Source organism: Gaiella sp. (assembly GCF_035710885.1).
Lineage (GTDB): Bacteria > Actinomycetota > Thermoleophilia > Gaiellales > Gaiellaceae > Gaiella.
In genome coordinates this window covers 17,414-40,779 of sequence record NZ_DASTCS010000040.1, presented here as the reverse complement: position 1 = coordinate 40,779, position 23,366 = coordinate 17,414, and the positions used below count along the sequence as shown (strand labels likewise).

General features: G+C 71.2%; 25 protein-coding genes. 5 read left to right on the top strand and 20 right to left on the bottom strand.

Translation table 11 applies throughout. The features are described from left to right. Nucleotides 1–65 precede the first annotated feature (65 nt). Complete coding sequence (locus tag VFO26_RS09455; RefSeq protein ID WP_325114713.1) at nt 66–473, bottom strand: VOC family protein; 408 nt, start codon at nt 471–473, stop codon at nt 66–68. Nucleotides 474–540: 67 nt separating this feature from the next. Next, nucleotides 541–3,204, bottom strand: a complete 2,664-nt coding sequence (gene secA, locus VFO26_RS09450) for a preprotein translocase subunit SecA (protein ID WP_325114712.1) — start codon at nt 3,202–3,204, stop codon at nt 541–543. A gap of 99 nt (nt 3,205–3,303) precedes the next feature. Between secA and VFO26_RS09445 the strand changes: the two genes are divergently transcribed. Continuing rightward, entirely contained in the window at nt 3,304–4,260 is a 957-nt protein-coding gene (locus tag VFO26_RS09445; RefSeq protein WP_325114711.1) for a hypothetical protein, read from the top strand. A 9-nt stretch (nt 4,261–4,269) separates the two neighbouring features. Here the strand turns inward: VFO26_RS09445 and VFO26_RS09440 are convergent, their stop codons facing one another. From VFO26_RS09440 to VFO26_RS09425, 4 genes are all read right to left on the bottom strand, one after another. Then, on the bottom strand, nt 4,270–4,755 hold the full coding sequence (locus tag VFO26_RS09440; protein ID WP_325114710.1) for a hypothetical protein: 486 nt from the start codon (nt 4,753–4,755) through the stop codon (nt 4,270–4,272). Between the two features lie 3 nt (nt 4,756–4,758). Continuing rightward, nucleotides 4,759–5,145 (bottom strand): ribosome hibernation-promoting factor, HPF/YfiA family, encoded by a 387-nt coding sequence (gene hpf / locus VFO26_RS09435; protein ID WP_325114709.1) that lies wholly within the window; start codon nt 5,143–5,145, stop codon nt 4,759–4,761. A 30-nt stretch (nt 5,146–5,175) separates the two neighbouring features. Then, complete coding sequence (locus VFO26_RS09430; protein WP_325114708.1) at nt 5,176–5,838, bottom strand: ComF family protein; 663 nt, start codon at nt 5,836–5,838, stop codon at nt 5,176–5,178. Nucleotides 5,839–5,914: 76 nt separating this feature from the next. Next, nucleotides 5,915–6,712: an alpha/beta hydrolase gene (locus VFO26_RS09425; protein ID WP_325114707.1), complete on the bottom strand. Its 798-nt coding sequence runs from the start codon at nt 6,710–6,712 to the stop codon at nt 5,915–5,917. A gap of 77 nt (nt 6,713–6,789) precedes the next feature. Here VFO26_RS09425 and VFO26_RS09420 point away from each other — a divergent pair, with 77 nt between their 5' ends. Further along, on the top strand, nt 6,790–7,464 hold the full coding sequence (locus VFO26_RS09420; protein ID WP_325114706.1) for a helix-turn-helix domain-containing protein: 675 nt from the start codon (nt 6,790–6,792) through the stop codon (nt 7,462–7,464). Here VFO26_RS09420 and VFO26_RS09415 read toward each other — a convergent pair. The 4 genes from VFO26_RS09415 to VFO26_RS09400 form a co-directional block, all read right to left on the bottom strand. After that, on the bottom strand, nt 7,461–8,567 hold the full coding sequence (locus tag VFO26_RS09415) for a UTP--glucose-1-phosphate uridylyltransferase (RefSeq protein WP_325114705.1): 1,107 nt from the start codon (nt 8,565–8,567) through the stop codon (nt 7,461–7,463). The genes VFO26_RS09420 and VFO26_RS09415 overlap by 4 nt on opposite strands. Beyond that, nucleotides 8,564–9,526 (bottom strand): S-methyl-5-thioribose-1-phosphate isomerase, encoded by a 963-nt coding sequence (gene mtnA, locus VFO26_RS09410; RefSeq protein WP_325114703.1) that lies wholly within the window; start codon nt 9,524–9,526, stop codon nt 8,564–8,566. The genes VFO26_RS09415 and mtnA overlap by 4 nt, the downstream gene beginning before the upstream one ends. 141 nt (nt 9,527–9,667) lie before the next feature. Further along, nucleotides 9,668–10,936, bottom strand: coding sequence for an adenosylhomocysteinase (locus VFO26_RS09405; protein ID WP_325114702.1), 1,269 nt, complete (start codon nt 10,934–10,936; stop codon nt 9,668–9,670). 20 nt (nt 10,937–10,956) lie between these two features. Beyond that, a complete protein-coding gene (locus tag VFO26_RS09400; protein WP_325114701.1) occupies nt 10,957–11,304 on the bottom strand; it encodes a MerR family transcriptional regulator in 348 nt (115 codons plus the stop codon). Between the two features lie 55 nt (nt 11,305–11,359). Between VFO26_RS09400 and VFO26_RS09395 the strand changes: the two genes are divergently transcribed. Both VFO26_RS09395 and VFO26_RS09390 read left to right on the top strand, forming a co-directional pair. After that, entirely contained in the window at nt 11,360–12,169 is an 810-nt protein-coding gene (locus VFO26_RS09395; protein ID WP_325114700.1) for a M55 family metallopeptidase, read from the top strand. 7 nt (nt 12,170–12,176) lie between these two features. Continuing rightward, a complete protein-coding gene (locus VFO26_RS09390) occupies nt 12,177–13,016 on the top strand; it encodes a class I SAM-dependent methyltransferase (protein WP_325114699.1) in 840 nt (279 codons plus the stop codon). A gap of 51 nt (nt 13,017–13,067) precedes the next feature. On the opposite strand, the gene VFO26_RS09385 is transcribed toward VFO26_RS09390, so the two are convergent. The 10 genes from VFO26_RS09385 to VFO26_RS09340 all read right to left on the bottom strand — a co-directional run bounded on the left by VFO26_RS09385 (nt 13,068) and on the right by VFO26_RS09340 (nt 22,628). Then, nucleotides 13,068–13,415 carry a cupin domain-containing protein gene (locus VFO26_RS09385; RefSeq protein WP_325114698.1) on the bottom strand — a complete coding sequence of 116 codons (348 nt, stop codon included), beginning with the start codon at nt 13,413–13,415 and terminating at the stop codon, nt 13,068–13,070. A gap of 44 nt (nt 13,416–13,459) precedes the next feature. Further along, entirely contained in the window at nt 13,460–14,152 is a 693-nt protein-coding gene (locus tag VFO26_RS09380; RefSeq protein WP_325114697.1) for a nucleotidyltransferase family protein, read from the bottom strand. After that, a complete protein-coding gene (locus VFO26_RS09375; protein ID WP_325114696.1) occupies nt 14,152–15,447 on the bottom strand; it encodes a UDP-glucose/GDP-mannose dehydrogenase family protein in 1,296 nt (431 codons plus the stop codon). The genes VFO26_RS09380 and VFO26_RS09375 overlap by 1 nt, the downstream gene beginning before the upstream one ends. A 76-nt stretch (nt 15,448–15,523) precedes the next feature. Beyond that, complete coding sequence (locus VFO26_RS09370) at nt 15,524–17,476, bottom strand: LCP family protein (protein ID WP_325114695.1); 1,953 nt, start codon at nt 17,474–17,476, stop codon at nt 15,524–15,526. Nucleotides 17,477–17,536: 60 nt separating this feature from the next. Continuing rightward, nucleotides 17,537–18,676, bottom strand: coding sequence for a histidinol-phosphate transaminase (gene hisC, locus VFO26_RS09365; protein WP_325114694.1), 1,140 nt, complete (start codon nt 18,674–18,676; stop codon nt 17,537–17,539). A gap of 4 nt (nt 18,677–18,680) precedes the next feature. Continuing rightward, nucleotides 18,681–19,064 (bottom strand): VOC family protein, encoded by a 384-nt coding sequence (locus VFO26_RS09360; protein WP_325114693.1) that lies wholly within the window; start codon nt 19,062–19,064, stop codon nt 18,681–18,683. Between the two features lie 11 nt (nt 19,065–19,075). After that, a complete protein-coding gene (locus VFO26_RS09355) occupies nt 19,076–19,384 on the bottom strand; it encodes a hypothetical protein (RefSeq protein WP_325114692.1) in 309 nt (102 codons plus the stop codon). Nucleotides 19,385–19,396: 12 nt separating this feature from the next. Next, entirely contained in the window at nt 19,397–20,785 is a 1,389-nt protein-coding gene (lpdA, locus tag VFO26_RS09350) for a dihydrolipoyl dehydrogenase (RefSeq protein ID WP_325114691.1), read from the bottom strand. Next, the gene (locus VFO26_RS09345) at nt 20,782–21,312 is read right to left on the bottom strand and encodes a GNAT family N-acetyltransferase (RefSeq protein ID WP_325114690.1); all 531 of its coding nucleotides are present in this window, start codon (nt 21,310–21,312) and stop codon (nt 20,782–20,784) included. Before VFO26_RS09345 ends, lpdA begins: the two co-directional genes overlap by 4 nt. After that, nucleotides 21,309–22,628, bottom strand: coding sequence for a dihydrolipoamide acetyltransferase family protein (locus tag VFO26_RS09340; protein WP_325114689.1), 1,320 nt, complete (start codon nt 22,626–22,628; stop codon nt 21,309–21,311). Before VFO26_RS09340 ends, VFO26_RS09345 begins: the two co-directional genes overlap by 4 nt. Before the next feature lie 80 nt (nt 22,629–22,708). Between VFO26_RS09340 and VFO26_RS09335 the strand changes: the two genes are divergently transcribed. Beyond that, a complete protein-coding gene (locus tag VFO26_RS09335; RefSeq protein ID WP_325114688.1) occupies nt 22,709–23,365 on the top strand; it encodes a hypothetical protein in 657 nt (218 codons plus the stop codon). Nucleotide 23,366 lies beyond the last annotated feature (1 nt).

The window sequence follows — 23,366 nt, the reverse complement described above, 5'->3', positions numbered from 1 at the left end:
CGCGAGCGCGGATCCGGGACGAAAGCCAGACACCGCCGACGCGCGCCCGTCGAGCTCCGAATGGCTCAGGCCCTGGCTGCGCGCGGCGCGTACCGGTGGTGGAGATCGAGCGAGTTGCCGTCGGGATCCTCGAAGAGCGCCTGATGGCAGACCCCGCTGTCGACGATCTCGCCCTTGAACTGGACGCCGCGGGCCTCGAGCTCCGCGCGCGCGACCGCGACGTCGTCGACCTGGAGGGCGATCGGGACCTCGTGCGGCTGAAATGGGATGCCGACCTGCTCGGCGGCGATCAGGGCGATCGTGACGGTACCGGTCTCGAACTCGATGCCGAGCGGCTCCTCGCCCGGACGCTGCCAGGCGCTCGAGCGCTCCAGGCCGAGCACGTTCTCGTAGAAGTCGGCCGCCGCCGTGAGGTCCCTGGTCGGGATCGACACGAAGTCGACGCCCGTGACGATCGAGGTCGTTCTGCCCATGGCGCTCCTTCCTACCCGTGCACGACGAAGGAGAGGGCTCGTTGGGGAACCATGGGCTTCCCCAACGCTAAGCGCCGTGGCAGCGCTTGAACTTCTTGCCCGACCCGCACCAGCACGGGTCGTTTCGCCCGATGTCCCGGTGCTCGTTGACGACCGGCTTGGGAGCGCCGGTCGCCGTCGTCGCAGGCGCCGGGGCGAGCGCGGTCGCGGCCCCCCCGCCGGCGGCGGCGATCGCATCCGCGCCGTGGACGCTCTCGTGCTCGTACGCGGTGGGCTGCGGCGCGGCAACGGGCTGGAGCTGGCGCTCGGCTTCCTCGCGCTGCACCTCGACGTGGAACAGAGTGAGCACGACCTCCTCGCGGATCACGCGCCCGAGCTCCTCGAACATCACGTGGCCCTCGCCGCGGTACTCGACGAGCGGGTCCTTCTGGGCCATCGCCCGGAGGTGCACGCCCTCGCGGAGGTAGTCCATCGACTCCAGGTGCTCGCGCCAGCGGGTGTCGACGATCTGGAGGATCACGTACCGCTCGATCTCGCGCATCAGGTCGGAGCCGAACGACTCCTCGCGCTCCGCGTACGTATCGAGGGCATCCTCCACGAACTCGTCGACGAGAGCGTCGCGGCTGTCGACCGCCACCTCCTCGCGGAGCTCCTCGACCGTGATGTCGGTGCCGTAGAGCGAGCGCATCTGCGCGACGAGGCCGGTGAGGTCCCACTCCTCGGCCGCCTCGGCGTCGGTGAACTGGGCGACGTTTGCGGCGATGACCTCCTCGATCCAGGTGCGGATCTCGTCCGAGAGGTCGTCGCCCTCCAGCACGCGCCGCCGCTGCTCGTAGATGACGACGCGCTGCGTGTTCATCACGTCGTCGTACTTGAGGACGTTCTTCCGCGAGACGAAGTTCTGCTCCTCGACCTTCTTCTGCGCGTTCTCGATCTGGCGCGAGAGGATCGACGCCTCCATCGGCTGGTCGTCCGGGATCTTGAAGCGCTCCATGATCCCGTGGATCCGGTCGCCGGCGAACAGGCGGACGAGATCGTCCTGCGCAGAGAGGTAGAAGCGCGTCTCGCCCGGGTCGCCCTGACGCCCGGAGCGGCCGCGCAGCTGGTTGTCGATCCGGCGCGACTCGTGTCGCTCGGTGCCGAGCACGTACAGCCCGCCGGCCTCGACGACCCCCTCGCCGAGCTTGATGTCGACGCCGCGGCCGGCCATGTTCGTCGCGATCGTGACCGCGCCCGGCTGACCTGCGTCCATGATGATCTGTCCCTCGCGCTCGTGCTCCTTCGCGTTCAGCACGTTGTGCGGGATGCCGCGTCGCGTCAGGAGCTCGGAGAGGTACTCGGACGTCTCGACCGCGATCGTGCCGACGAGCACCGGCTGGCCCGCCTCGTGGCGCTCGACGATGTCCTCGAGCACTGCGTTCCACTTCGCGTCCTTCGTCTTGAAGATGTAGTCGTTCTCGTCGGCGCGCGCGACGGCGACGTTGGTGGGGATCTCGACGACGTGGAGGTTGTAGATCTCGACGAACTCCTTCTCCTCCGTCTTCGCCGTGCCCGTCATCCCGGCGAGCTTCTCGTACAGGCGGAAGTAGTTCTGCAGGGTGATCGTGGCGAGCGTGACGTTCTCCTCGCGAATCGCGACGCCCTCCTTCGCCTCGATCGCCTGGTGCAGGCCCTCGCTCCAGCGGCGCCCCTCCATGATCCGCCCCGTGTACTCGTCGACGATCTTGACCTCGCCGTCCTGCACGACATAGTCGACGTCGCGCTTGTAGAGGGACTGCGCCTTGAGCGCCTGCGTGAGATGGTTGACGAGCTGGACGTTGCGCGGGTCGTAGAGGTTGTCGATCCCCAGTGCACGCTCGACCTTGTCGAGGGACGACTGCGCGGGCGAGACGGTCTTGAACTTCTCGTCGTAGAGGAAGTCCGCGCCCGAGAGCTCGGTTTCGTCCTCGCCCTTCATCACCTTGCGGGTCAGCGGCGCGCCCTCGAGCTCCTTGACGACCCGTGCGAAGTCGTAGTACGTCTTCGCGGCGGTCTCGGGCTCGCCGGAGATGATCAGCGGCGTCCGCGCCTCGTCGATCAGGATCGAGTCGACCTCGTCGACGATCGCGAAGACGTGCCCGCGCTGCACGGTTCCCTCGAGGGCGACGGCCATGTTGTCGCGGAGGTAGTCGAAGCCGAACTCCGAGTTCGTCCCGTACGTGATGTCGGCGGCGTACGCCTCCCGGCGCCGCGCGAACGGCATCATGTTCTCGATCCAGGCAACCGTGACGCCGAGTCGGTCGTACACGGGCCGGTTCCACTCCGCGTCGCGCTTCGCGAGGTAGTCGTTGACGGTCACGAGGTGGACGTTGTCGCCGGCCAGAGCGTTCAGGTAGAGCGGCGCGCTCGCGACGAAGGTCTTCCCCTCGCCCGTCTTCATCTCGGCGATGTCGCCCTCGTGCAGGACGATCCCGCCCATCAGCTGGACGTCGAAGAGGCGCTGCCCCGACTCCCGCTTGCGTGCCTCCCGGACGGCGGCGAACGCCTCGTAGAGGATCTCGTCGAGCGACTCGCCGTTCTCGATCCGCTGCTTGAACTCGGCTGTCTTGGCGAGGAGCTCGGCATCCGAGAGGCCCTCGAAATCGGGCTCGAGCGACGTGATGTACGCGGCCTGCTCGCCGAGCCGCTTGAGACGTCGTCCCTCGCCGATCCGGAGGACCTTCTCGAAGCGTCCGAAGCTCGTGGTGGGCATGGGTAGAGGGTACCGAGTTCGCTGCGGCCGATCTCGCGCGGCTCGTTTCCGAACGAACCCATAATCGCGCCTTCATGCGCGAGGCCCATGATTCCGGGGATGCGACTCGTGGCGATCTCGTTCCTCGTGGCGCTCGCCGTTCCGGCAACCGCAGGCGCGGTGCTGACACCGGGCCGCAGCGTCGTGAACGCGGCACCCGTCACGGCGCTCTCCGTCACGGGTCGCTCGGTCGTCTACGCCGTCGGCAAGACGAGCGCAAGCTGCGGCTCGGTGCGGCTCTGGGACACCGCCACACGCGGCCTGTGGACGTACGGTGAGCGGACGATCCGCGGCTGCGAGGAGGGGCCGAGCGGAGGCTTCGGGATCTCCGCGGTCTCGACGTCCTGGCACCGGGCTTTCTGGCTCACGCACATCGGGGGGAACTTCACCGACTGGCAGCTCTGGACCGCGACCCCCACGCGCAGGTCGCCGCGACGTCTCGCCTTCGCCTCGTCCGAATCCGGCGGCCCCGCAGCGATCGTGCTCGGCGCAGGCACCCGCGACGGTGTCCCCTACGCGGTCGGGGACACTGTCACCTACGTGAGCGAGGGGGGCGCGCGGCTCTTCCGCAAGGACCTGGGCAGCCCCGTGCGACTGCTCACGTCCGGGGTCGGCCCCGGCCCGGCCCGCGTGCTGGCGTCGCTCGCGGACGGGCGCGAGGTACTCCTCTCGAGCACGGGACAGGTGATCCGGACGGTCGAGCACGAGCCGGGGGACGTCGTGGCGATCGCCCTGGCGCTTCCCGGCCCGCTCGTCCAGATCGGACGGGAAGTCACGGTCGGCCCCGCATCGGTCACCCTTCCGGCCGGCGCACGGATGCTCGACCACCGCCAGGGACGGGTCGTGTACCGCACCGGTAGCCAGGTGCGGGCGCGGCGCGTCGCCACCGGAGACGACACCCTGCTCCAGGTGATCCAGGTCGAGCCGTGGCAGCCGATGCTCTTCGCGACGGACAGCTGGGGCTCCGGCTGGGCACGGGGGCGAAGCGTGAGCTGGCGCTCCGGCCCCCTCGCCTGAGCCCAGCGATCAGAGCGGCGTCACCGAGATCTCCCACACGTCGCCCTCGAGGCGGCGCGCCGTGACGACGTACGTCGCGTGACGCGCCGACGCGAGCCGCTCGAGCTCGGGCACGCCCGCGAGGGTCGGCTCGCCGTCGATCCGCACCGTGCGCTCCCTCCCGTCCCATGCCAGCTCGACGGCGTCCCCGCCGGGGTCCTCGAGCAGCGTGACGGTCTCGATGCGCTTCGCTCCCACGACCCAAAGCGCCATGTCGCGGCGCACTGCGTGTGCTCGATACGGCGGCGCCAGGGCGACGGCGTGGGCCAGAGGAGAGGGATCGACCATGCCCTCCTCGATCACGACCCGTCCGTCGGGGAGTGCGACGAACCACGCCTCCTCCCCTACGAGCCCACTGACCTCGACCGTCGTCACGAGATCCCACTCGCGGTGACGGTGCAGCCCGTGGATCCCGACCTCGCCCCAGTGCGGCCCGGGATCGTGCGGAAGCGGCAAGGGCTATCCGTCGGCGCCGGTGCGGAGCGTCTCCTCGATCTGCTCGACCGGGACGGGCTCGGCCGGAGGGATCCCGGTTCGTCGCCGGGGCTCCTGCACCTTCTTGTCGCGTTGGCGCACGATCTGACGCTCCAGCTTGTCGACGAGGAGGTCCGTGGCGGCCTCGTAGGTGGTCGCGGCCTCCCGGCCGAAGAGGTTCGGCCCCTTGACGTGGAGCTCCGCCTCGACCACGTGATCGTCGACGATTCGCGGGTTCCGCTCTCGATCGAGCACGACGTCCACGAGCGTGGTCTCGTGGAGGCGCTTTCCCAGCTTGGCGAACTTCGACTCCACGTAGCTCCGGACCCCGTCGTTCACGTGCCCGTGCCGCACCGTGACCTGCAGTCGCATGGCGCCTCCTCTCGTTGCTCGCCTCCAACGCTAGCGCACCGCCCTGGCCAGGCATACGACCTCGACACGCCGCGCGCCCGCGCGTCGAAGGACGCCCGAGCAGGCCGAGACCGTGGCACCCGTGGTGTAGACGTCGTCGACGAGGACGACCCGTCGAGGCACGTCCCGCGCCACCACGAAGGCCCCTCGGACGTTGGCGCGCCGCTCCGCGCGCGGCAGCGCCGCCTGCCTGACCGACGCGCGTGTCCGCGTGAGCAACCCCTCGGTCGGCAGGCTCCACCGCTCGCCGAGCGCGCGTGCGAGCCGCGCGGCGGGCACGTGTCCCCGCTCTCTGCCGCGCTCGCGATCGCCGGGCACGTACGTGACCACGTCGGCGCCGGGCCGCGCGATCAGCTCCTCGACGATCGCGGCGAGCGGGCCGGCGAGGTCGCGCCTGCCGCGCTCCTTCCAGGCGGAGATCAGCCGCCTCGCCCGCTCGTCGTAGACGACTGCTCCTCGGGCACGCGCGAACGCGAGCCTCCGGCCCGCGCACTCGACGCAGCGGCGCACCGGCCAGGCTCCCGGGCAGCCGCAACGCTCGCAGACGGGCGGTCCGATGCGGATCAGCGCCGCAGCGCACGGGGTGCAGAGCGCCGGTCCGGGGACGTCGCAGCCCGCGCAACGGGAGGGGAGGACGAGCCCGAGCACGCCCATGTCTCAGGCTAGGACGCAGGCTGTGACGCGGGCGTGCCGTCTTCGCGCCGCCTTCGTGCACGCGGACGACGGGCGGCTACCCGATCGGGTGCCGGCCGAAGAACCCCTCGAGGCCGACGGCCAGCGCCTCGGGGTTCTCGACCATGAGCAGGTGCCCGGCGTCCGGGAGCGTGAACCGCTCTGCCCCGGGGAACCAACGCTGGAGCAGGTCGGCCCCCTCGACGAAACGAGGGGCGGTGCGATCGCCGGTCACGTTGAGCACGGGCTGCGCCACCGAGGCCGCCTCGGCGGCACCGAAGCTCCATTGCTGCACGACCGGCATCTCCACCTGGAAGAAGAGGTCTGCGTGCCGCACAGCCGTGTCGAACGAGCCAGGGACCACCCGCTCCAGGATGTCGCGGTAGCCGGTCCCGCAGACTGTCTGGAGGAACAGGTCGACTGCGGTGTCTCTGTCGCCTCTCCTATAGGCGTCCGCCACAGAGGACAACGAGGCGACGACCTGTGCGGAGCTAGGGACGCCGCGGAGCGCAGGCTCGAGGAGCACGACCGAGCGCGCCCGCGCCGGCGCGTCCATCGCCACCTGGAGCGCGATCAGCGCGCCGTAGGAGTGCCCCACGAGATGGGCGGTCGGCCACCCGAGGTGGTCCATCAGCCGGGCGCAGACGGCGGCATCCTCGGAGGCCGAGAGAGGCTCGAAGCCGCCATCCACCCGGGCGGGCTCGCGGGCGTAACGCACCGCGGAGAACCCCGGCATGCGTTCGACGAGCGGTCCGAACCACGAGGCGAAGGCCGAAGCGTGGAGGAGCACGACCTTGGGGCCGTCCCCCCGCACCTCGTAGGAGACATCCACTCCGTCCAGATGGAGCCGATCCATCAGCACTCCACGAGTCGTCCCACGGTCACCGATTGACTTGAGAAGGACTCGAATGAATTGGGAAGTAATCTAGTCGAATGACCGGGAAAGTCAAGGCGTCGCGCAGGTACCACTCCCCGCTTCGGGCCGACCAGGCCGAGCGGACACGGGGACGGGTCCTCGACGCGGCCCTCGGGCTGTTCGTCCAGCGCGGGTACGCCGGGACGACTGTCGCAGCCATCGCCGATCGCGCCGGCGTCTCCGCGCAGACCGTCTATCTCTCCCTGGGCGGCAAGCGCGGAGTGCTCGAGTCGTTGATCGCATCCGCCATCGCGGGCACCGATGATCCGACGGCGGTGGACGCGAGGTGGTCCACCGAGGTCGCTTCGCTCTCCGACGCGCGCGAGCGCCTCGCGAGGCTGGTCGAGCACAGCTGCGGCATCCTCGCCCGGACCCGCCCGATCCACGCGGTGATCCGGGGCGCGGCCGACAAGGAGGCGTTCGCGGCCACGCTTGGCCGCCGGCTGCTCCAGGATCGGCTGGCAGCCCAGACCGAGCGCATTCGAACGCACCTCCGAGACGACCTGCGTCCCGGCCTGACCGTCAGCGAGGCCGGCCTGCGCTACTGCGCCCTCGCGAGCCCCGACCTCTACCACCTGCTCGTGTCCGAGCTCGGCTGGACGAGCGACCGGCACAGGAAATGGCTCACGCAGCTCCTGGGGGCCGAGCTGCTCGGCCCGGACGCCGCCCTGCCCGAGCAGGGTCGGGCCTAGTCGAGCACCGGCGCCGACAGCATCTCGTGGAGCTTCGGACGGGAGCGCTCGAGGTCCCCGGGCTCCTTGATCGGGAAGAACCGTCCCCGAGGCCCGTCGCGAGGCACCTCGAGGAGGGTCGTGTCGAGCTCCCAGGCGATATGGTGGTAGAGCCGCTCGAGCTGGACTGCCGCGCGGCCGCCGACCGTCTTCAGGACGTAGAGCCACTGGAGGTCGAAGCTGCGGTCGAGCCCGTCGACCGCGAGCGTCGTGGTGTTCGTGTTGAACACCCGGATCCGCTCCTGGTCGAAGCCCGGAGGGAACTGCGGCCCTTCGAGGAGACCGAGGCGGCCGTCGACGCGCGCCGGAGCACCCCCCATGTCGCCCTGCTTGACCGCGACCTCCGAGGTCATCGGGCGCCCTGCGAGAAGGTGGGCGCCGATCACGACGGGGTCGAGTCGCGCGCCGAGGTTGTCGACGTTCGAGACGGCGACGTGCTCGACGCCTCGCGCGCGAAGGGCGTCGAGCGTCCGGGAGCGGCGGATCGCCTCCAGCAGGTCTCCGTGGCCGGGCGAGTACAGCGACGGCCGGCCGTCGTCGAGGAAGAGGTCGCCGTTCTCCGTGAGCCGCAACGAGACGAACTGCGAGAACCAGAGCGGCTCCGGGACGTCGAGCGTGTCGACGTGCGCCCGCGTCTCGTCTGCGGTCGCGAAGCTCGTCATCAGCGCAACCGGGATCTCCACCCCGAGCGCATCGGCGAGCCGTGCCGTCTCGCCGAGCTTCCAGGAGAGGAAGCTGCGGCCGTCGAGGGCCTCCACGACGCCCTTCACGACCCCGCCGAAGCGGGTCGCCATGCCGCCGGCGAGCACGACCTGGGCGATCCGCCCGGACTCGAGAGCGGCGACGCCCGCCTGCCGGGCTTCGGCCCGTTCATCCGAGCCGGTGTCGGGCAGCCGCGTGATGTCGTGATCGGCCGGCGGCTCGACGCGCCCACGTACGACATTCGACTCGGGCGAGAGCTCACCGGAGATGACGCGGGCGCGCAGTGTCTCGAACCGATCCGGGTCGAACCCGAAGCGGTCGAGCACCTCCCGGGTCCCCCGGTCGACCTGGTCGAGGATCATCGGGCGGCGGCCGTCTCGCGGGGCAGCGTCTCCGCGTAGGGCACCCTGTGGACGCCGCGCTCGGTCACGATCGCGGTGACGAGCTCGCCCGGTGTCACGTCGAAAGCGGGGTTCCGGGCGGCGAAGCGGGTCGTGACCTCCGCCGGGTCGCGCTCCTCGATCGGGATCTCGTCCCCCGATGCCGCCGTGGGGTCGAGCGTCGAGGTCGGCGCAACGACAACAAGCGGGATGCGGTGGTGCGCCGCGAGCACCGCGAGGCCGTAGGTGCCGATCTTGTTCGCCGTGTCACCGTTCGCCGCGATCCGGTCCGCACCCGTGACGATCAGGTCGATGTCGCCGTTGCCGATGAACGAGGCCGCGGCGCCGTCTGCGATCACCGCGTGCGGAATGCCCAGCTGCTCGAGCTCCCAGGCGGTCAGGCGCGCGCCCTGGAGGAGTGGCCGGGTCTCACCGACCCAGACGTGCGCCACGCGGCCTTCCTCGAACGCGGCGCGGACGGCCCCGAGCGCCGTGCCGTAGCCGCCCGTGGCCAACCCGCCGGCGTTGCAGTGCGTGAGGACGCGGGCGCCGGGGGGAAAGAGCTCCGCCGCGTGCGCGCCCATCCGCCGGCAGCGCTGCACCTCGTCGGCATGGACTCGCGCGGCACGCTCCGGCGTCGGGTCTTCTCGCATCGCGTCGAGGGCCCAGCGAAGGTTGACAGCGGTGGGACGCGAGGAGGCCAGCACGTCACGGGCGACGTCGAGGTCCTCCCCGCGCTCCGCGGCCAGCGCCATCGCGTATGCCGCCGCGATGCCGATCGCTGGCGCCCCGCGCACGGCGAGCACCCGGATCGCCTCCGCCACCTCGGCCGCGGAGGCGCAGCGCAGCTCGACCTCCGCGTCCGGCAGGCGCCGCTGGTCGAGGACGACGACGGCGTCGTCCTCGAGGCGGACGATCCGGTGCGGCTCGAGCTCGGGCATCAGGTCGTTGCACTCATCGGTCGCCTGTGCACGCCCCCGCGCGGCCGGAGCCGGGCTTGGCCCGGCGGGAGGCCAGGCCCGGTCAACCGTGCGCACCCCCGAAGGAGGGGGCCGGCCGGGGGAACCATGGGGTTCCCCCGCCTACGTTCCCTCGTCCCAGCTCGCGAGGTACGTCGCCTGCTCCTCGGTCAGCTCGTCGATCGCGACGCCCATCGTCGCGAGCTTGAGGCGCGCGATCTCGTCGTCGATCTCCGTCGGGACGTCGTACACCTTCCGCTCGAGCGAGGCGGCGTTCTTGATCACGAACTCGGCGGCGAACGCCTGGTTCGCGAACGACATGTCCATCACCTGCGCGGGATGGCCCTCGGCCGCCGCGAGGTTGACGAGCCGCCCCTCGGCCAGGAGGTACACCTGACGCCCGTCCGAGAGCGTGAACTCCTCGACGAACGCCCGTGCCTCCCGCGTCTCGGTCGCGAGCGAACGGAGCGCCGGGATGTCGATCTCGACGTTGAAATGCCCCGTGTTGGCGAGGATCGCGCCGTCCTTCAGCCGCTCGATGTGCTCTCGCGCGATGACGTGCTTGTCACCCGTGGCGGTGACGAAGATGTCGCCCACCTCGGCGGCCTTGGCCATCGGCATCACCTGGAAGCCGTCCATCACGGCCTCGAGGGCCTTCATCGCGTCGACCTCGGTGACGATCACGTGCGCGCCGAGGCCCTTGGCCCGCATCGCCACGCCGCGGCCGCACCAGCCGTAGCCGGCGACGACGAACGAGCGGCCGGCGAGCAGGACGTTCGTCGACCGGATGATCCCGTCGATCGTCGACTGGCCGGTGCCGTAGCGGTTGTCGAACAGGTGCTTCGTGCGCGCCTCGTTGACGGCCACGACGGGAAAGCCGAGCTTGCCGTCTCGCTCGAGCGCGCGGAGCCGGATCACGCCGGTCGTCGTCTCCTCCGTGCCGGCGATCACGTCGCCGAGCTGCTCGCGGCGGGCCGAGTGCAGGATCCCGATCACGTCGGCGCCGTCGTCCATCGTCACGTGCGGCCGATGGTCGATCGCCGCCTCGAGGTGCGCGTAGTACGTGTCGTGGTCCTCCCCCTTGATCGCGAACGTCCCGATCCCGTACTCCTCGACGAGCGCGGCGGCGACGTCGTCCTGGGTCGAGAGCGGGTTCGAGGCGCAGAGGACGACCTCCGCCCCGCCCGCCTTGAGCGTGCGCATGAGGTTCGCGGTCTCCGTCGTCACGTGCAGGCAGGCGGAGACCCGGTAGCCGGCGAGCGGCTGCTCGCGCTCGAAGCGCTCGCGGATCGCCGCCAGCACCGGCATCTGCCGGTCGGCCCACTCGATCCGCCGCACGCCTTCCGGCGCGAGGGCGATGTCCTTGACGTCGTGCTTGATGGTCGTGGCCATGGTTCCTCTCGGTTTGTCGGTCAGGCGACGAGCAGACGCTCGTGCTTGCGCTGCTCCCATTCGATCCAGTCGGCCTCGCTCGCCCCTTCGGCCGGGACGGTCGCGCCGGTCAGCCAGCTCTCCACGGCGGCACGGAGCTCGGGCTCGCGGCGGAGGCGGACGACGAACGCGACGTCGTCGAGCTCGACCTCGTACCGCCGGCGCAGCTCGGCCAGCCCGCGCAGGAGCTCCAGCTCCTGCGACCCGTAGCGTCGGTAGCCCGCCGCGCTCCGCTCCGGGACGACGAGCCCCGTGGACTCGAGGTACCTCAGCATCCGGGGCGACCAACCGGTGCGCTCGGCCGCCTGGCTGACCGTGTAGGTCTGCATCGCGGCAAACCTTACCACGGATGTGTCAAGGTAGTCGGGGGTCTAGGCTTGCCGCGTGCGGGTCCACGTGATCAGTGACATGGAGGGCGTCTCGGGAATCGTCAAGGGGCCGCAGACGGCCGGCGGCAAGCCGATGTACGACGAGGGCCGCAAGCTGTACACGGAGGAGATCAACGCCGCCGTCCGCGGCGCCAGGGCCGCGGGTGCCACGGAGATCGTGGTCATGGACTGCCACGGCGCGGGCGAGGAGTGGTCGTTCAACTCGCTCGTGCCCGACCTGCTCGACCCCGGCTGCGAGTTCGTCGTGCAACAGGACTGGACCGAGTACACGGGCTTCCTCGAAGAGGGGTGCGACGCAGCGCTGCTCGTCGGCATGCACGCGATGGCCGGTGCGGGCAGGGGCGTCATGAACCACACCGTCTCGGGCCGGGACTACCTCAACCTGCGCTTCAACGGCACGCTCGTCGGCGAGACCGGGATCCATGCCGCGCTCTGCGGCACGTGGGACTGCCCGGTGCTGCTGGTGACCGGCGACGACGTGGCCTGCGCCGAGGGCCGCGCGCTGCTGGGAGAGGGCCTCACGACCGTCGCCGTGAAGCAGGGACTGGGCGCGACCTCCGCGCGCCAGATCCCGCCGTTGCGGGCACGTGAGCTGATCGAGGCGGGCGCGAAGCAGGCGTTGTCCGATCTGAAGGCGGTGGCGCCGTGGAGCCCGGGCAGCCCGTGCGAGATCATCGTCGAGTTCAAGCACACGCTCGCCGTCGACAAGCTCCGGTTCCGGGCGGGCGTCGAAGGGGTCGACGACCGGACGATCTCCGTCACCGCGGAGACGTGGTGGGAGGCCTGGAAGACGTTCTACTTCTAGGTCCCGGGTGAGGCCTCGAACCCGGATCAGCAGTCGAAGCACCGGCGTCGGTACGGTCGGGCCAAGCGCGCAACGCGTCTTCGGGACGGATCCGGAGCGCTATGCCGTCGGCCGTCCCGGGTATCCCGCGGGGATCTTCGACACGCTAGCCCATCGCTGTGGACTGGCCCCCGGCACGCCGGCACTCGAGATCGGCCCAGGCACAGGTCAGGCGACCGCCGACCTGCTGGCTCGAGGAGCAGAGCCGCTCACGGTCGTCGAGCCCAACCCTGCGCTTGCGGCGTATCTCCGGCGGCGGTTCGGCAGCCGGATCACGATCGCGGTCGTGCCGTTCGAGGAGATCGACTTGGCGCCCGGAAGCGTCCGCCTCGCGGCAAGCGCGACAGCGTGGCATTGGGTCGATCAGGACGTCGGACTGCGCTTGATCCGCCGCGTGCTTGCCCCCGGAGGCTGGTGGGCCTGCTGGTGGACGCTGTTCCACGACCCGGACGACCCCGACGACCTGTTCGAGGCGCTGGAGCCGATTCTGGAGCCGCTTCCGACTCTGCCCGGCCAGAGCCGGCGGGACCGCGCGGGAGCGTTCGCGTTTGACCGCGAGGCGCGCGCGGCGGACCTTGCCCGCACGGGCTCGTTCGACGCCCCAGAGATCGAGGTCTTCCGCTGGAAGCTCGAGCTCGACGCCCGGCGGGCACGCATGCTCTTCGCGACGTTCTCGCCAATCCTCGCGCTGGCCCCTGCCGACCGGGAGAGCGTCCTCGATCGAATTGTCGACGTCGTCGACGGGCAGCTCGGCGGCCGCGTGATGCGCTCGTGCGTGTCGATCCTCTACACGGCGCGGAGATGCTGAGACCGCGCCTCGAGGAGCCGCGCCATCCGGGCCTAACGGGACACACCCTGGCTAGGGGGCGCTCGTCCCCTCGCGGCCGTAGCGGTCCTCGAGCCGCACGACGTCGTCGAGGTGCGGGGTCGAGACCTCCACGATCAGGGTGTCCTCGATCGCGGTCACGCGGTGCACGGTGCCGGGCCGGTAGCGGAACGCGTCGCCCGGGGTGATCTCGACGGTCTCGAGCCTCCCGTCGAGCTCGCCCAGCTCGAGGGCGGCGCGCCCTTCCTGGACGAGCCAGGCCTCGTCCTTCACCTCGTGGTACTGCAGGCTCAGCGACTGGCCGGCCCGGACGAAGAGGAGCTTGCCGACGTACGCGTCGGCCTCCGCCCAGACGAGCTCCCACCCCCAGGGCTTCTCCACGCGACGAGGGGTGACGGCGTACGGGCTCCGCCCGCCTGCGGCGCTCACGCGAGCCACTCCGGGTGCTTCGCCACGTAGTCGTCCGCGCGTCGGAGCTCCTTGGGCGTGTTGACGGTCAGCCACATGCCGGTGTGACGGAAGGCACGCAGCCTTCCCTCGCCGGCGAGCTCCGGGAACGCCGTCGTCTCGTGGTCTCCCTTCTCGGGGAACCGCGCGAGCGCCTCCTCGCCGAGGACGTAGATCCCGCAGTTGACCCAGTACGGCACGCGCGAGACCTCGTGGAAGCCCGTCACGAGGTCGTCGTCGGTGAGGTCGACCTGGCCGAACTGCGACGGTGGCTGCGCGACGGTGACGGTCGCGGCCGCCCTCGTCGCCCGGTGCGCCTCGAGGAGTGCGGTGAAGTCGACGTCCACGAGCTCGTCGCCGTTCATCGCGAGCACGTCGCCCGACTCCTTGCGGAAGCCGGCCGCGAAGCGGATCCCGCCGCCCCGCCCGAGCCGCTCCGGCTCCCCGGCGCACACGACCTCGACGCCCGCGCCACCGAGCCCCTCCAGGAAGGCGCGCTCCTGCCCTCCGAGGCAGCTGACGATCACGCGCTCCACACCGGCCCGCGCGAGCCGCCCGAGCTGCCAGGCCAGGAGCGGCCGTCCGCCGACAGTCACCAGTGACTTCGGCAGCCCGCCGGTCGCGTCGCCCAGCCGCTCGGCCTTCCCCCCGGCCAGGACGATCGCCTCCATCAGCCGGTCGGCGCCGCGCGGCCGATCGCGTCGTACGTGAACCCCGCGCCGCGCATCGCCCCCGGGTCGAGCATGTTCCGGCCGTCCACGAAGACGGGCCGCCGCATCGTCGCGACGATCGCGGGCCAGTCGACGTCTCGCAGCTGCGGCCACTCGGTCACGAGCACGACCGCGTCCGCGTCCCGCGCCGCCTCCTCGACGGTCGTGACCTGCTCGACGCCGTGGAGCCCGTCGCTGCTCGCGATCGGGTCCCAGGCGACGACGTCTGCGCCCTCCGCGAGCAACCGCCCGGCGAGCACGAAGGCCGGCGCCTCGCGCGTGTCGTCCGTGTTCGGCTTGAAGGCGAGCCCGAGCAACGCGATGCGCTTGCCCCGCAGCGATCCCAGCAGCTCCGAGAGCTTGCCGATCACGCGCCGCTTCTGAAGCTCGTTGACCTCGATCACCGCGTTCAGCACCTGGAAGTGGTAGCCCGAGTTCGCCGCCAGCTGCTTCAGCGCGAGGGAGTCCTTCGGAAAACAGCTGCCGCCGAAGCCGACCCCGGCCCGGAGGAAGCTGTTGCCGATCCGGCGGTCGTATCCGATCCCCTCCGCGACCTTGACGACGTCGGCGCCCGTCGCCTCGCAGACGTTCGCAATCTCGTTGATGAACGAGATCCGCGTCATCAGCGCGGCGTTCGCGGCGAGCTTGATCATCTCCGCGGACGCGACGTCGGCGCGGACGATGGGCGCGTCGATGCCCTCGTGGAGCGCGGCGACCGCGTCCGCGTCGACCTGATCGAAGGAGCCGATCACGATCCGGTCGGGCTCCATGAAGTCCTTGACGGCCGTCCCTTCGGCGGTGAACTCGGGGTTCGAGACGTAGCCGACGTGGCCCAGGCCCCTGGCGTCGAGGCGGTGGCGCACCTTCGCCCCCGTCCCGACCGGGACCGTGCTCTTCATCGCGACCACGATCCGGTGGTCGACCGGAGGCAGCTCGTCGATCACCGTCCAGACCGCCGAGAGGTCGGCGTCACCGGAAAAGGTGGGCGGCGTCCCGACCGCGACGTATACGAACTCCGCGCCGTCGATCGCCTCGCCCACGTCGGTGGTGAACGTGAGGCGCTGCCGGTTCCGCTCGAGCAGCTCGTCGAGCCCCGGCTCGTAGATCGGGACCTCTCCGCGCTCGAGGATCGCGATCTTCTCGGGGATCACGTCCCTGACCGTGACGCGGTGGCCGAGCTCCGCGAAGCACGCGCCGGTCACGAGACCGACGTAGCCCGCGCCGAAGACGGCGACCCGCTTTCCCTGCTCGCCCATGTCGCGCGGCACGATAGTCGCAGCGCCCGGTGGGCTAGATGGTCGGTGACACGAGATCGTCTGTGCCGGGTGCCGCCTAGGCCGTGCCCGCGGCCCTGCCGACCCTGGCGAGGGGCTGCAGGCTCTTGGCGACCGCGATCATCGTCTCGTTGGAGAGGCGGTCGAGCAGCGAGTTGACGACCCAGTACGTCGCGCCGTCGGTGCGCAGGACAACCATGTGCAGCCGGGGCCCGTTGTAGTAGAGCTCGTAGCGCCGGCCGCCGATCTTGCGGACGAAGTTCCGCCCCGAGAGGACGGGTGCGTCCTCCCAGTCCGTCATCTGGACGCCCCAGTACTCGTTCGTCCCGAGGCGGTACGTCAGGCGCACCGCCCTGTGCTCCCGGTCCGGGTCGATCCAGTACGTGCGGACCGGCATCTCGCGGTCGATCCAGGAGGAGCGCTCGATCTTGGTCGGGACCATCAGCGGGAACTCGATCTCGCGACGATGCTCGCGGAGGAGGTCCACGACGGCGCTCGCACCCGAGACGACGGCCGCCGGCTGACGCTTCGGCGTCTGGTCGATCGGCGCGGACGCGAGCCTGCCGTGGAAGGTCTGGCCGAGGACGACCACGATCATCGCGTCGTTCCCGAGCGCCCTGATCCGCGGCGTCAGCTTCTTCACGTCCGCGGTGCCGAAGAGGCTCCCGAGCTTCGCGGCCGCCTGCTTCGCGCCCTTCACGCGGGCGTCGAAGTGCACCTGTGTCCGGAAGTAGTCGTAGCTCGGCGCGTTCGCCGGCAGGCCGTTGGGCGGCACGATCATCTGGTAGCCACGCTGCGAGAGCAGGTAGCTGGCCGTCGAGGCCGAGCCCTCGACCCCGTTGCCGTTCAGGACGAGCACGCTGGTCTCCCGGGGGGCGGGGATACGGACCTTGAGCTTCTCGCCCAGCGCGACGGCCGTGGCCTTGCGGGGCGACTCGACGTCCGGGTTGCGGAACTCGCGCACGGCCCGCTGGATGTTCTCCGCGGAGGTCGTGAGGTCGGCGAAGCCCTCGAGCCCCTCGATCCGCGCCTGGAACGTGTGGCCCGGCGGGAGGGAGTACGCGAGAGCGGCATAGCGCAGCACCGTCTTGGCGCTGACGTCCTTCCCGCCTCCCTGGCCGACCTCGACGTTCGAGGTGATCACCTTGATCACCTGCGGCAGCCTCGTCACGGAGAACGCAGACTCGACCTGGTCCTTGAACGACCGGACGAAGAGCTGCTGGCGCGCTGTGCGGTAGACGTCCGAGTCCGTGTGGCGGTAGCGGACGAAGTCGAGCGCCTTCGTGCCGTTCAGGCGCTGGTAGCCGGGCCGGAGGTTGATCTTCGCGTACCCGGTCGGCCCGCCGTGGTCGTTGAAGTAGCGGCGGTCGACGTCCATCCAGACGCCGCCGAGCCTGTCCACGAGCTGCCGGAAGCCGCGGAAGTTGACGGTGATGATGTAGTTGATCGGAAGGCCGGTGAGATCGCCGACGGTGGCGAGCGCCCCGCTCGGCCCGCACGTGGCGTAGGCGGCGTTGATCTTGGCGGTGAACGGGCTCTTGCCGGGGCAGTGGATCTCGGCGGTGAGGTCGCGCGGGAACGACAGCATCGAGATCGTCTTCTCGCCCGGATCCGCACGAACGAGCATCAGCGTGTCGGAGCGGGACGGCGTCCCCTTCGCCTCGTCCGCGCGACGGTCGTAGCCGATCACGAGCGCGGTCGCGGGCTGACCGGGGAGCGCCACGTCGAGGGCCTTGAGCGCCTTCTTCACCTCCACCGACTTCGGCGCGACCGCGGCGACGGACTCGTGGAGGTACAGGTACGCGCCGCCCGCGGTGCCGCCGACGAGGACGGCGAGCACGAGCACCGTCCAGCCGAGGATCCGCAGCAGGAGCGAGCGCCCGCTCCGCGGCACGGGGGGCGGCTGCCGGTAGACCGTGACGGGCCCCAGCGGCGCCGGAGGGACCGCCGCCCGGCCGTTGCCGTTGAGCACCGCGCCGCGGCCGACTCCTCTCTTCAGCGTCGTTCGCATGGTGAGCGAGGCGCCGCGCGCCCGAGCGCATAACGGTAGCCCACGCGCCGGAAGCCGCGGTTAGGCCTTCGAGAAGACCGCGGCGAGCTGCTCGGCGAGGAAGGCGATCTCGTCCGGCGTCCCGGCCGTGATCCGCAGCGCCGACGGCGCCCCGAACGAGCCCATCGGGCGGACGATCACACCGCGCCGCAGGAGCGCGTCGTTCAGGGCGTCCGCATCCTCGCCCACGTCCACGAAGAGGAAGTTGCCGACGGCGGGCGAGATCGGGCTGAAGCCGTGCTCGCGGAGCACCGACTCGAGCGCCGTCATCGCCTCGCGGTTCACGGCACGGCGCCGCGCGACCTCCGCTGCCCCGTCGAGGCTCGCGAGCGCCGCCTCCTGCGCGGGCGTCGTCACGTCGAAGGCACGCTGTACCTTGCGGATCGCGGCGATCACCGGCGCGGCGCCGACGCCGTAGCCGACGCGCAGGCCCGCCAGGCCGTAGATCTTCGAGAAGGTCCGCAGCGCGAGCACGTGACGGCCGCGTTTCGCGGCCTCCTCGATCGCGTCGGGGAAGGACGGCTCGTCGACGTAGTCGATGTACGCCTCGTCGACGACGGTCAGCACGTGCCCGGGGACCTCCTCGAGGAAGCGGAGCACGTCGTCGCGCGAGGTCATCGTCCCCGTGGGGTTGTTGACGGTCGGCAGGAAGGCGAGCTTCGTCCGCGGCGTCACCGCCCGGAGGAGCGCGTCGACGTCGACCCGCCCCTCGGCGAGCTCGACGCGCACCGTGCGCGCGCCGAGCTTCATCGGATCCAGCACGTAGCTCGGGAACGACGGCCACGGAGTCACCACCTCGTCGCCGGCGTCGAGCGTCGACTGGCAGACGTAGCCGATCACCGCGTCGGCGCCCGCCGCGACGACCACCTCCTCGAAGGCGACGCCGTGACGCCCGGCGAGAGCCTCGCGCAGCCGGTAGCAGCCGCCGTCGGGGTAGCGGTTGGACTCCGCGAGCGCGCGCTCGATTGCCTCGACCGCGATCGGGAAGGGCCCGAAGGGCCCTTCGTTCGATGCCAGCTTGACAACCCGCTCGAGCCCGAGCTCGCGTTGCACGGTCTCGACGGGCTTGCCGGGCTCGTACGGCACGAGTCCGTCGAGCGCCGGGCGGATCAGCTCCGGCCCCGGTCCGGCGAGCGGCGTCGTCTCGCTGCGAGGGACCACCCGCTCAGCTCGCGGCGTCGGCCTGCCAGAACGTCAGCCAGTTTCCCTCGGGGTCTTCGACCGTGAACTCGCGCTGGCCCCATGGGCGCTCGGCGAGCGGGTCGACCACCCGGGCCCCGCCGGCCTCGACGCGGCCGTGCAGCGCCTCGAGGTCATCGGCCTCGATGTACAGGGCGTGCGGCGAGGGGCTTCCCAGCCGCTCGCGGATGGCCGCGTTGTACGCGTCCCCGTAGTGATCCGCCGCCGTCTCGAGCATCAGCCGCGCGTCGCCGTGCTTGAGCGCGCAGTTCGAGTCCTCCGGCCCTCCGCGCTCCACGTCGAACCCCAGCACCTCGCGGTAGAACCGCAGGGCGCCGGGCATGTCGCCCACGCGCACGCTGGGGATCACCCCCCAACCGTTCACGCCGCATCGGCGCCGACGGACGTCACGGAACCGCCGTCGACGGGTGTGCTCGGAACCGGGGCCGGGCCGCCGGAAACGGTGGCCGGGGCCTCGTCGGCCCGCGCGAACAGCTTTCGCCACACGAGAAACGCTGCCGCGAGCGCCGCCACGACGGCCAGCGCCGCGCCGACCGCCCGTAGCCAGCCGCGCTGGGCGGCGGCGCCGGTCGCGATCCCGGCGACGGCCAGCGCGGCCCGCCGCTTCATCCAGCGCCGGGCGAACCACCATGCGAACGCTCCGAGGAGCGCAGTTCTGCGATCTGCCATCCCGGCAGCCTACTACCGGCGCCTCGGCGGCAGATGGATCGCGCGGCCGAGCGCGACGAGCGCGGCCTCCTTCAGGCCCTCCGCCAGGGTCGGATGGGGCGCGACGCCGTCGGCGAGGGTCTCGATCGTCGACTCCGCGTCGAGGGCGACCACGGCCTCGCCGATCAGGTCAGTGGCGTGCGGCCCGACGATCACGACGCCGAGCAGCTCGCCGTACGTGGCCTCGTGGATCGTCTTCACCCAGCCGGTCGTGTCGCCGGACATGACCGCACGGGCGATCGCGACCCACGGGCAGCGGCCGACGACGACGTCGTCGCCGTGCGCCTCGCGAGCCTGCGCCTCCGTGAGGCCCACGCCGGCGATCTCGGGGTCGGTGTAGATCGGCCGCGGCACGGACGGCTCGCCGATCGTCGCCTCGTGGCCCATCGCGTTCTCTGCGGCGACCTCGCCCTCGCGGAAGCCGGTGTGCGCCAGCTGCCAGTAGCCCGCCACGTCGCCGGCCGCGTAGATGTGCGGCACGTTCGTGCGCCGGTGCTCGTCGGTGCCGACCGCCTTGCGGTCGAACGTGACTCCGGCCGCCTCGAGGCCGATCCCGTCGACGAGGGCCGCGCGTCCGACCGAGACGAGCATCAGGTCGCAGTCGACCGTCTCACCTTCGCCGAAGTGGACCGTGAGGTGGTCGCCGTGGTCGTCGACCTGCCCGCACTGCTTGGACAGGTGTTGGGTGATCCCGCGCTTCTTGAACGCCTTCGCGAGCTCCTTCGAGGCGTCCTCGTCCTCCCCGGGGATCAGCGTCGGCAGCATCTCGATGATGGTCACCTCTGTGCCGAAGCGGTTGAAAATCGACGCGAACTCGCAGCCGATGATCCCGCCGCCGAGGACGACGAGCCGCCGCGGCACCTCCGTCTGGGCGAGGAGGCCGGTCGAGTCGACGCAGCGTTCCGAGTCGATCCCGGGGATCGGCGGTCGCATCGGGAACGAGCCGGTCGCGACGATCGCGCTCGCGAACGTGACCTCCTCCGTCCCCTCGACCGCGATCGTCGTCGGCCCCGTGAACGTGCCCTTTCCCTTGACCCACTCGACGCCGTTCGCCTTGAACAGCGAGGCGACCCCGCCGGTCATCTGGTCGACCACCGCGTCCTTCCAGGAGGCGACCGTGGTGAAGTCGAGAATCGGCTCGCCCGTCTGCACGCCCAGCTTCGCGAACGTCTCCCGCGCGTCGTGGTACGCGTGCGCGCTCTGCACCCACGCCTTGGTGGGGATGCAGCCGACGCGCAGGCAGGTCCCTCCAAGCGCGGGCTCCTGCTCGATGCAGGCGACCTTGCCGCCGAGCTGGGCGGCACGGATCGCGGCGGTGTACCCGGCGGGGCCGCCTCCGAGGACGGCGACGTCGACGTTCATTCGGTATCGGTCCCTTCGTTCGGTGTCGTGGGCGACGAAGCCCCGAGGCGGGCGAGCATGGTGACGGAATCGTCGTCCTCCCCCACCGCCTCGAAGCCGTGGCGCTGGTACAGCTCGATCGCACCCGAGTTGGCTCTGTCGACGCTGAGCGAGATCGCGGGGTAGCCGGCGGCGCGCGCCCGGGAGAGCAGTGCGTCGAGGAGCGCCGAGCCGACGCCCTTGCCGCGCGCGTTGGGGACGACCGCGATCGCCAGCTCGGGCGTCTGCTCGTCGACGAACCCGTACCCGGGCCGGTCGCGGCCGAACAGCCGGTACCAGGCGGCTCCCACCGGGAAGCCCTTGTCGATCGCGATCATGGCGGTATCGCCTGGGCGCCCCCAGGCCTTCACGTACAGCGCGACGGGGCCGGGCCCCGTGTCGGGGGCGCGCTCCTTCCAGTAGTACGCGTGGTGGAGCATGTCGCGCAGGAAGCGCATGTCCTGGGCGCCGCCGCGCCGGACGACGATCTTCGCCGCCTCGGCGGTCACAGCGCGAGTGTCGGCTGCTCGAGCAGGGCGACGAGCGTCTGGAGGAACTGCGCGCCGTCCGCGCCGTCGATCGCGCGATGGTCGCAGGTCAGGATCATCCGGAGGATCGGGGCGATCTCGAGCTCGCCGTCACGCACGACGGCCTCCTCCTTCACGGCGCCCACCGCGAGGATCGCGACCTGGGGCGGATTGAGGACGGCGGTGAACTGCTCGACCCCGAACATGCCGAGGTTCGAGATCGTGAACGTCCCGCCCTCGAGGTCGGCAAGCGTCAGCTTGTTGTCACGTGCACGGCCGACGAGATCGGCCCGGGCACGTGCGATCTCCTGGATCGTCTTCCGCGCCGCGTCCCGGATCACGGGGACGACCAGGCCCTGGGGCGCTGCGACCGCGATCCCGACGTCGGCGTTCGGGTAGCGGTGGATCTCCTCGCCCGAGAACGTCGCGTTGATCGGGGGGTGGCGCGTGAGGGCGACCGCGGCGAGCTTCACCAACACGTCGTTCACGGTCGGCTTCGCGTCGCCCTCGGGCAGGCGCTCGACGAGCTTCTCGCGGAGCCCGAGCGTCTCCGCCATGTCCGCCGTCACGCCCAGCTGGAAGACGGGGGCGGCCCACGCCTCGGTGAGGCGGCGCGCGATCGTCTTGCGAATCGAGGTGAGCTGCACGACCTCGACCTCCGCCGCGGCGGGAGCCGCCGCTCGGGGTGTCGCCGCGGGTGTTCCGGCGGCAGCGGCCTTCTCGACGTCCTCGGCGAGGATCCGCCCGTCGGGGCCCGTGCCCTCGAGCGACAACAGGTCGACGCCGCGCTCCCGCGCGATCCTGCGGGCGAGCGGGCTCGCCTTGACGCGGCCGCCCCCGCGGGTGGCGGCGACAGGGGGAGCTTGCGTCGATTCAACGGGAGCGCTGTCATCTGTCGCCGCAGGGGGAGCCGCGGTCTCCTCTGCTGCAGGAGCTGGCGCTTCGGCAGCCGGCGCCGGCGCGGGCTCCTTCGGCTCCGCGGCATCGGCCGCGGGTGCAGCCGCAGGCTCCGCCTCGGCCGCGTCGGCTGCCGGCTTGGCCCCCGCGGTCTCGGCCGGCGGCGCCCCGTCGTCGATCACGGCGACGGTCGCCCCGACCTCGACCTCCCCCTCGGCGACGACGATCTGCTGCAGCGTGCCGTCGACCTCCGCCTCGACCTCCTGGGTGACCTTGTCCGTGTCGAGCTCGTAGAGGGGCTCGCCCTTGGAGACGCTGTCGCCCTCCGACTTGAGCCAGCGCACGATCACACCGGACTCCATGCCCTGGCCGAGGCGTGGGAGCTTGACCTCGGTGGACATCAGCGCTCCCCGGGGAGCGCGGTCGTCCCGGCGAACGGCTCTCCATCGACCCGGGCCATCGGGTCATTATGCTGACCGCCGTGAAGCTGGTGGATCAGTGGGGCGCCATCGAGCGGCGCCTCCCCCGCGACTGGGAGTCGGTCGCGCTCCGGCTCCGCACCGAGCAACCCGACGAGCTGTCGGAGGCGGCGAGGATCCTCGCGCCGATGACCGTCGGACGTGTCGGTGACCATCTCGCCTTCTCCGTTCGCCGTGGCGGCGGCCCGTCCGGTCCCGAGGCGGCGAGACGTCTGTTCCGCCGCCTCGACGAAACGCGCATCTGGTGCCTCCTCGAGCAGGCCGAGATCGACGTCGCCCCGCCCGAACTGCGCGAGGCTGCCGAGGGGGAGCGCGGGGCGTCGCTGCCGGAGGGCTGGGACGCCGCGCTCGCGGAGCTTCCGGCGGACTGGAGCGAGATCCTCTGCTTCCTCGAGCTCGGGTCGAGCGCCCTCCTTCCGCGTGCGGCCCTCGTCTGTGCCCCGCTCAACCCGACGCGTGACCGGGAACGTGTCGGCTTCACCTTCCGTTGCGCGCGTCGGGCGGGCTACGGCGTCTCGCCGGAGATGGCCCGGCGCTGCTTCGAGCGCCTCGACGAGGAGGGGATCCCGGGCACGGTGTCGGTGCTGCGCCTCGTCTCCGACGCCGACAACGTCGCCACGCAGGGCGCCGTCTGGTACGTGGGCGGCAAGGCGCTGTAGC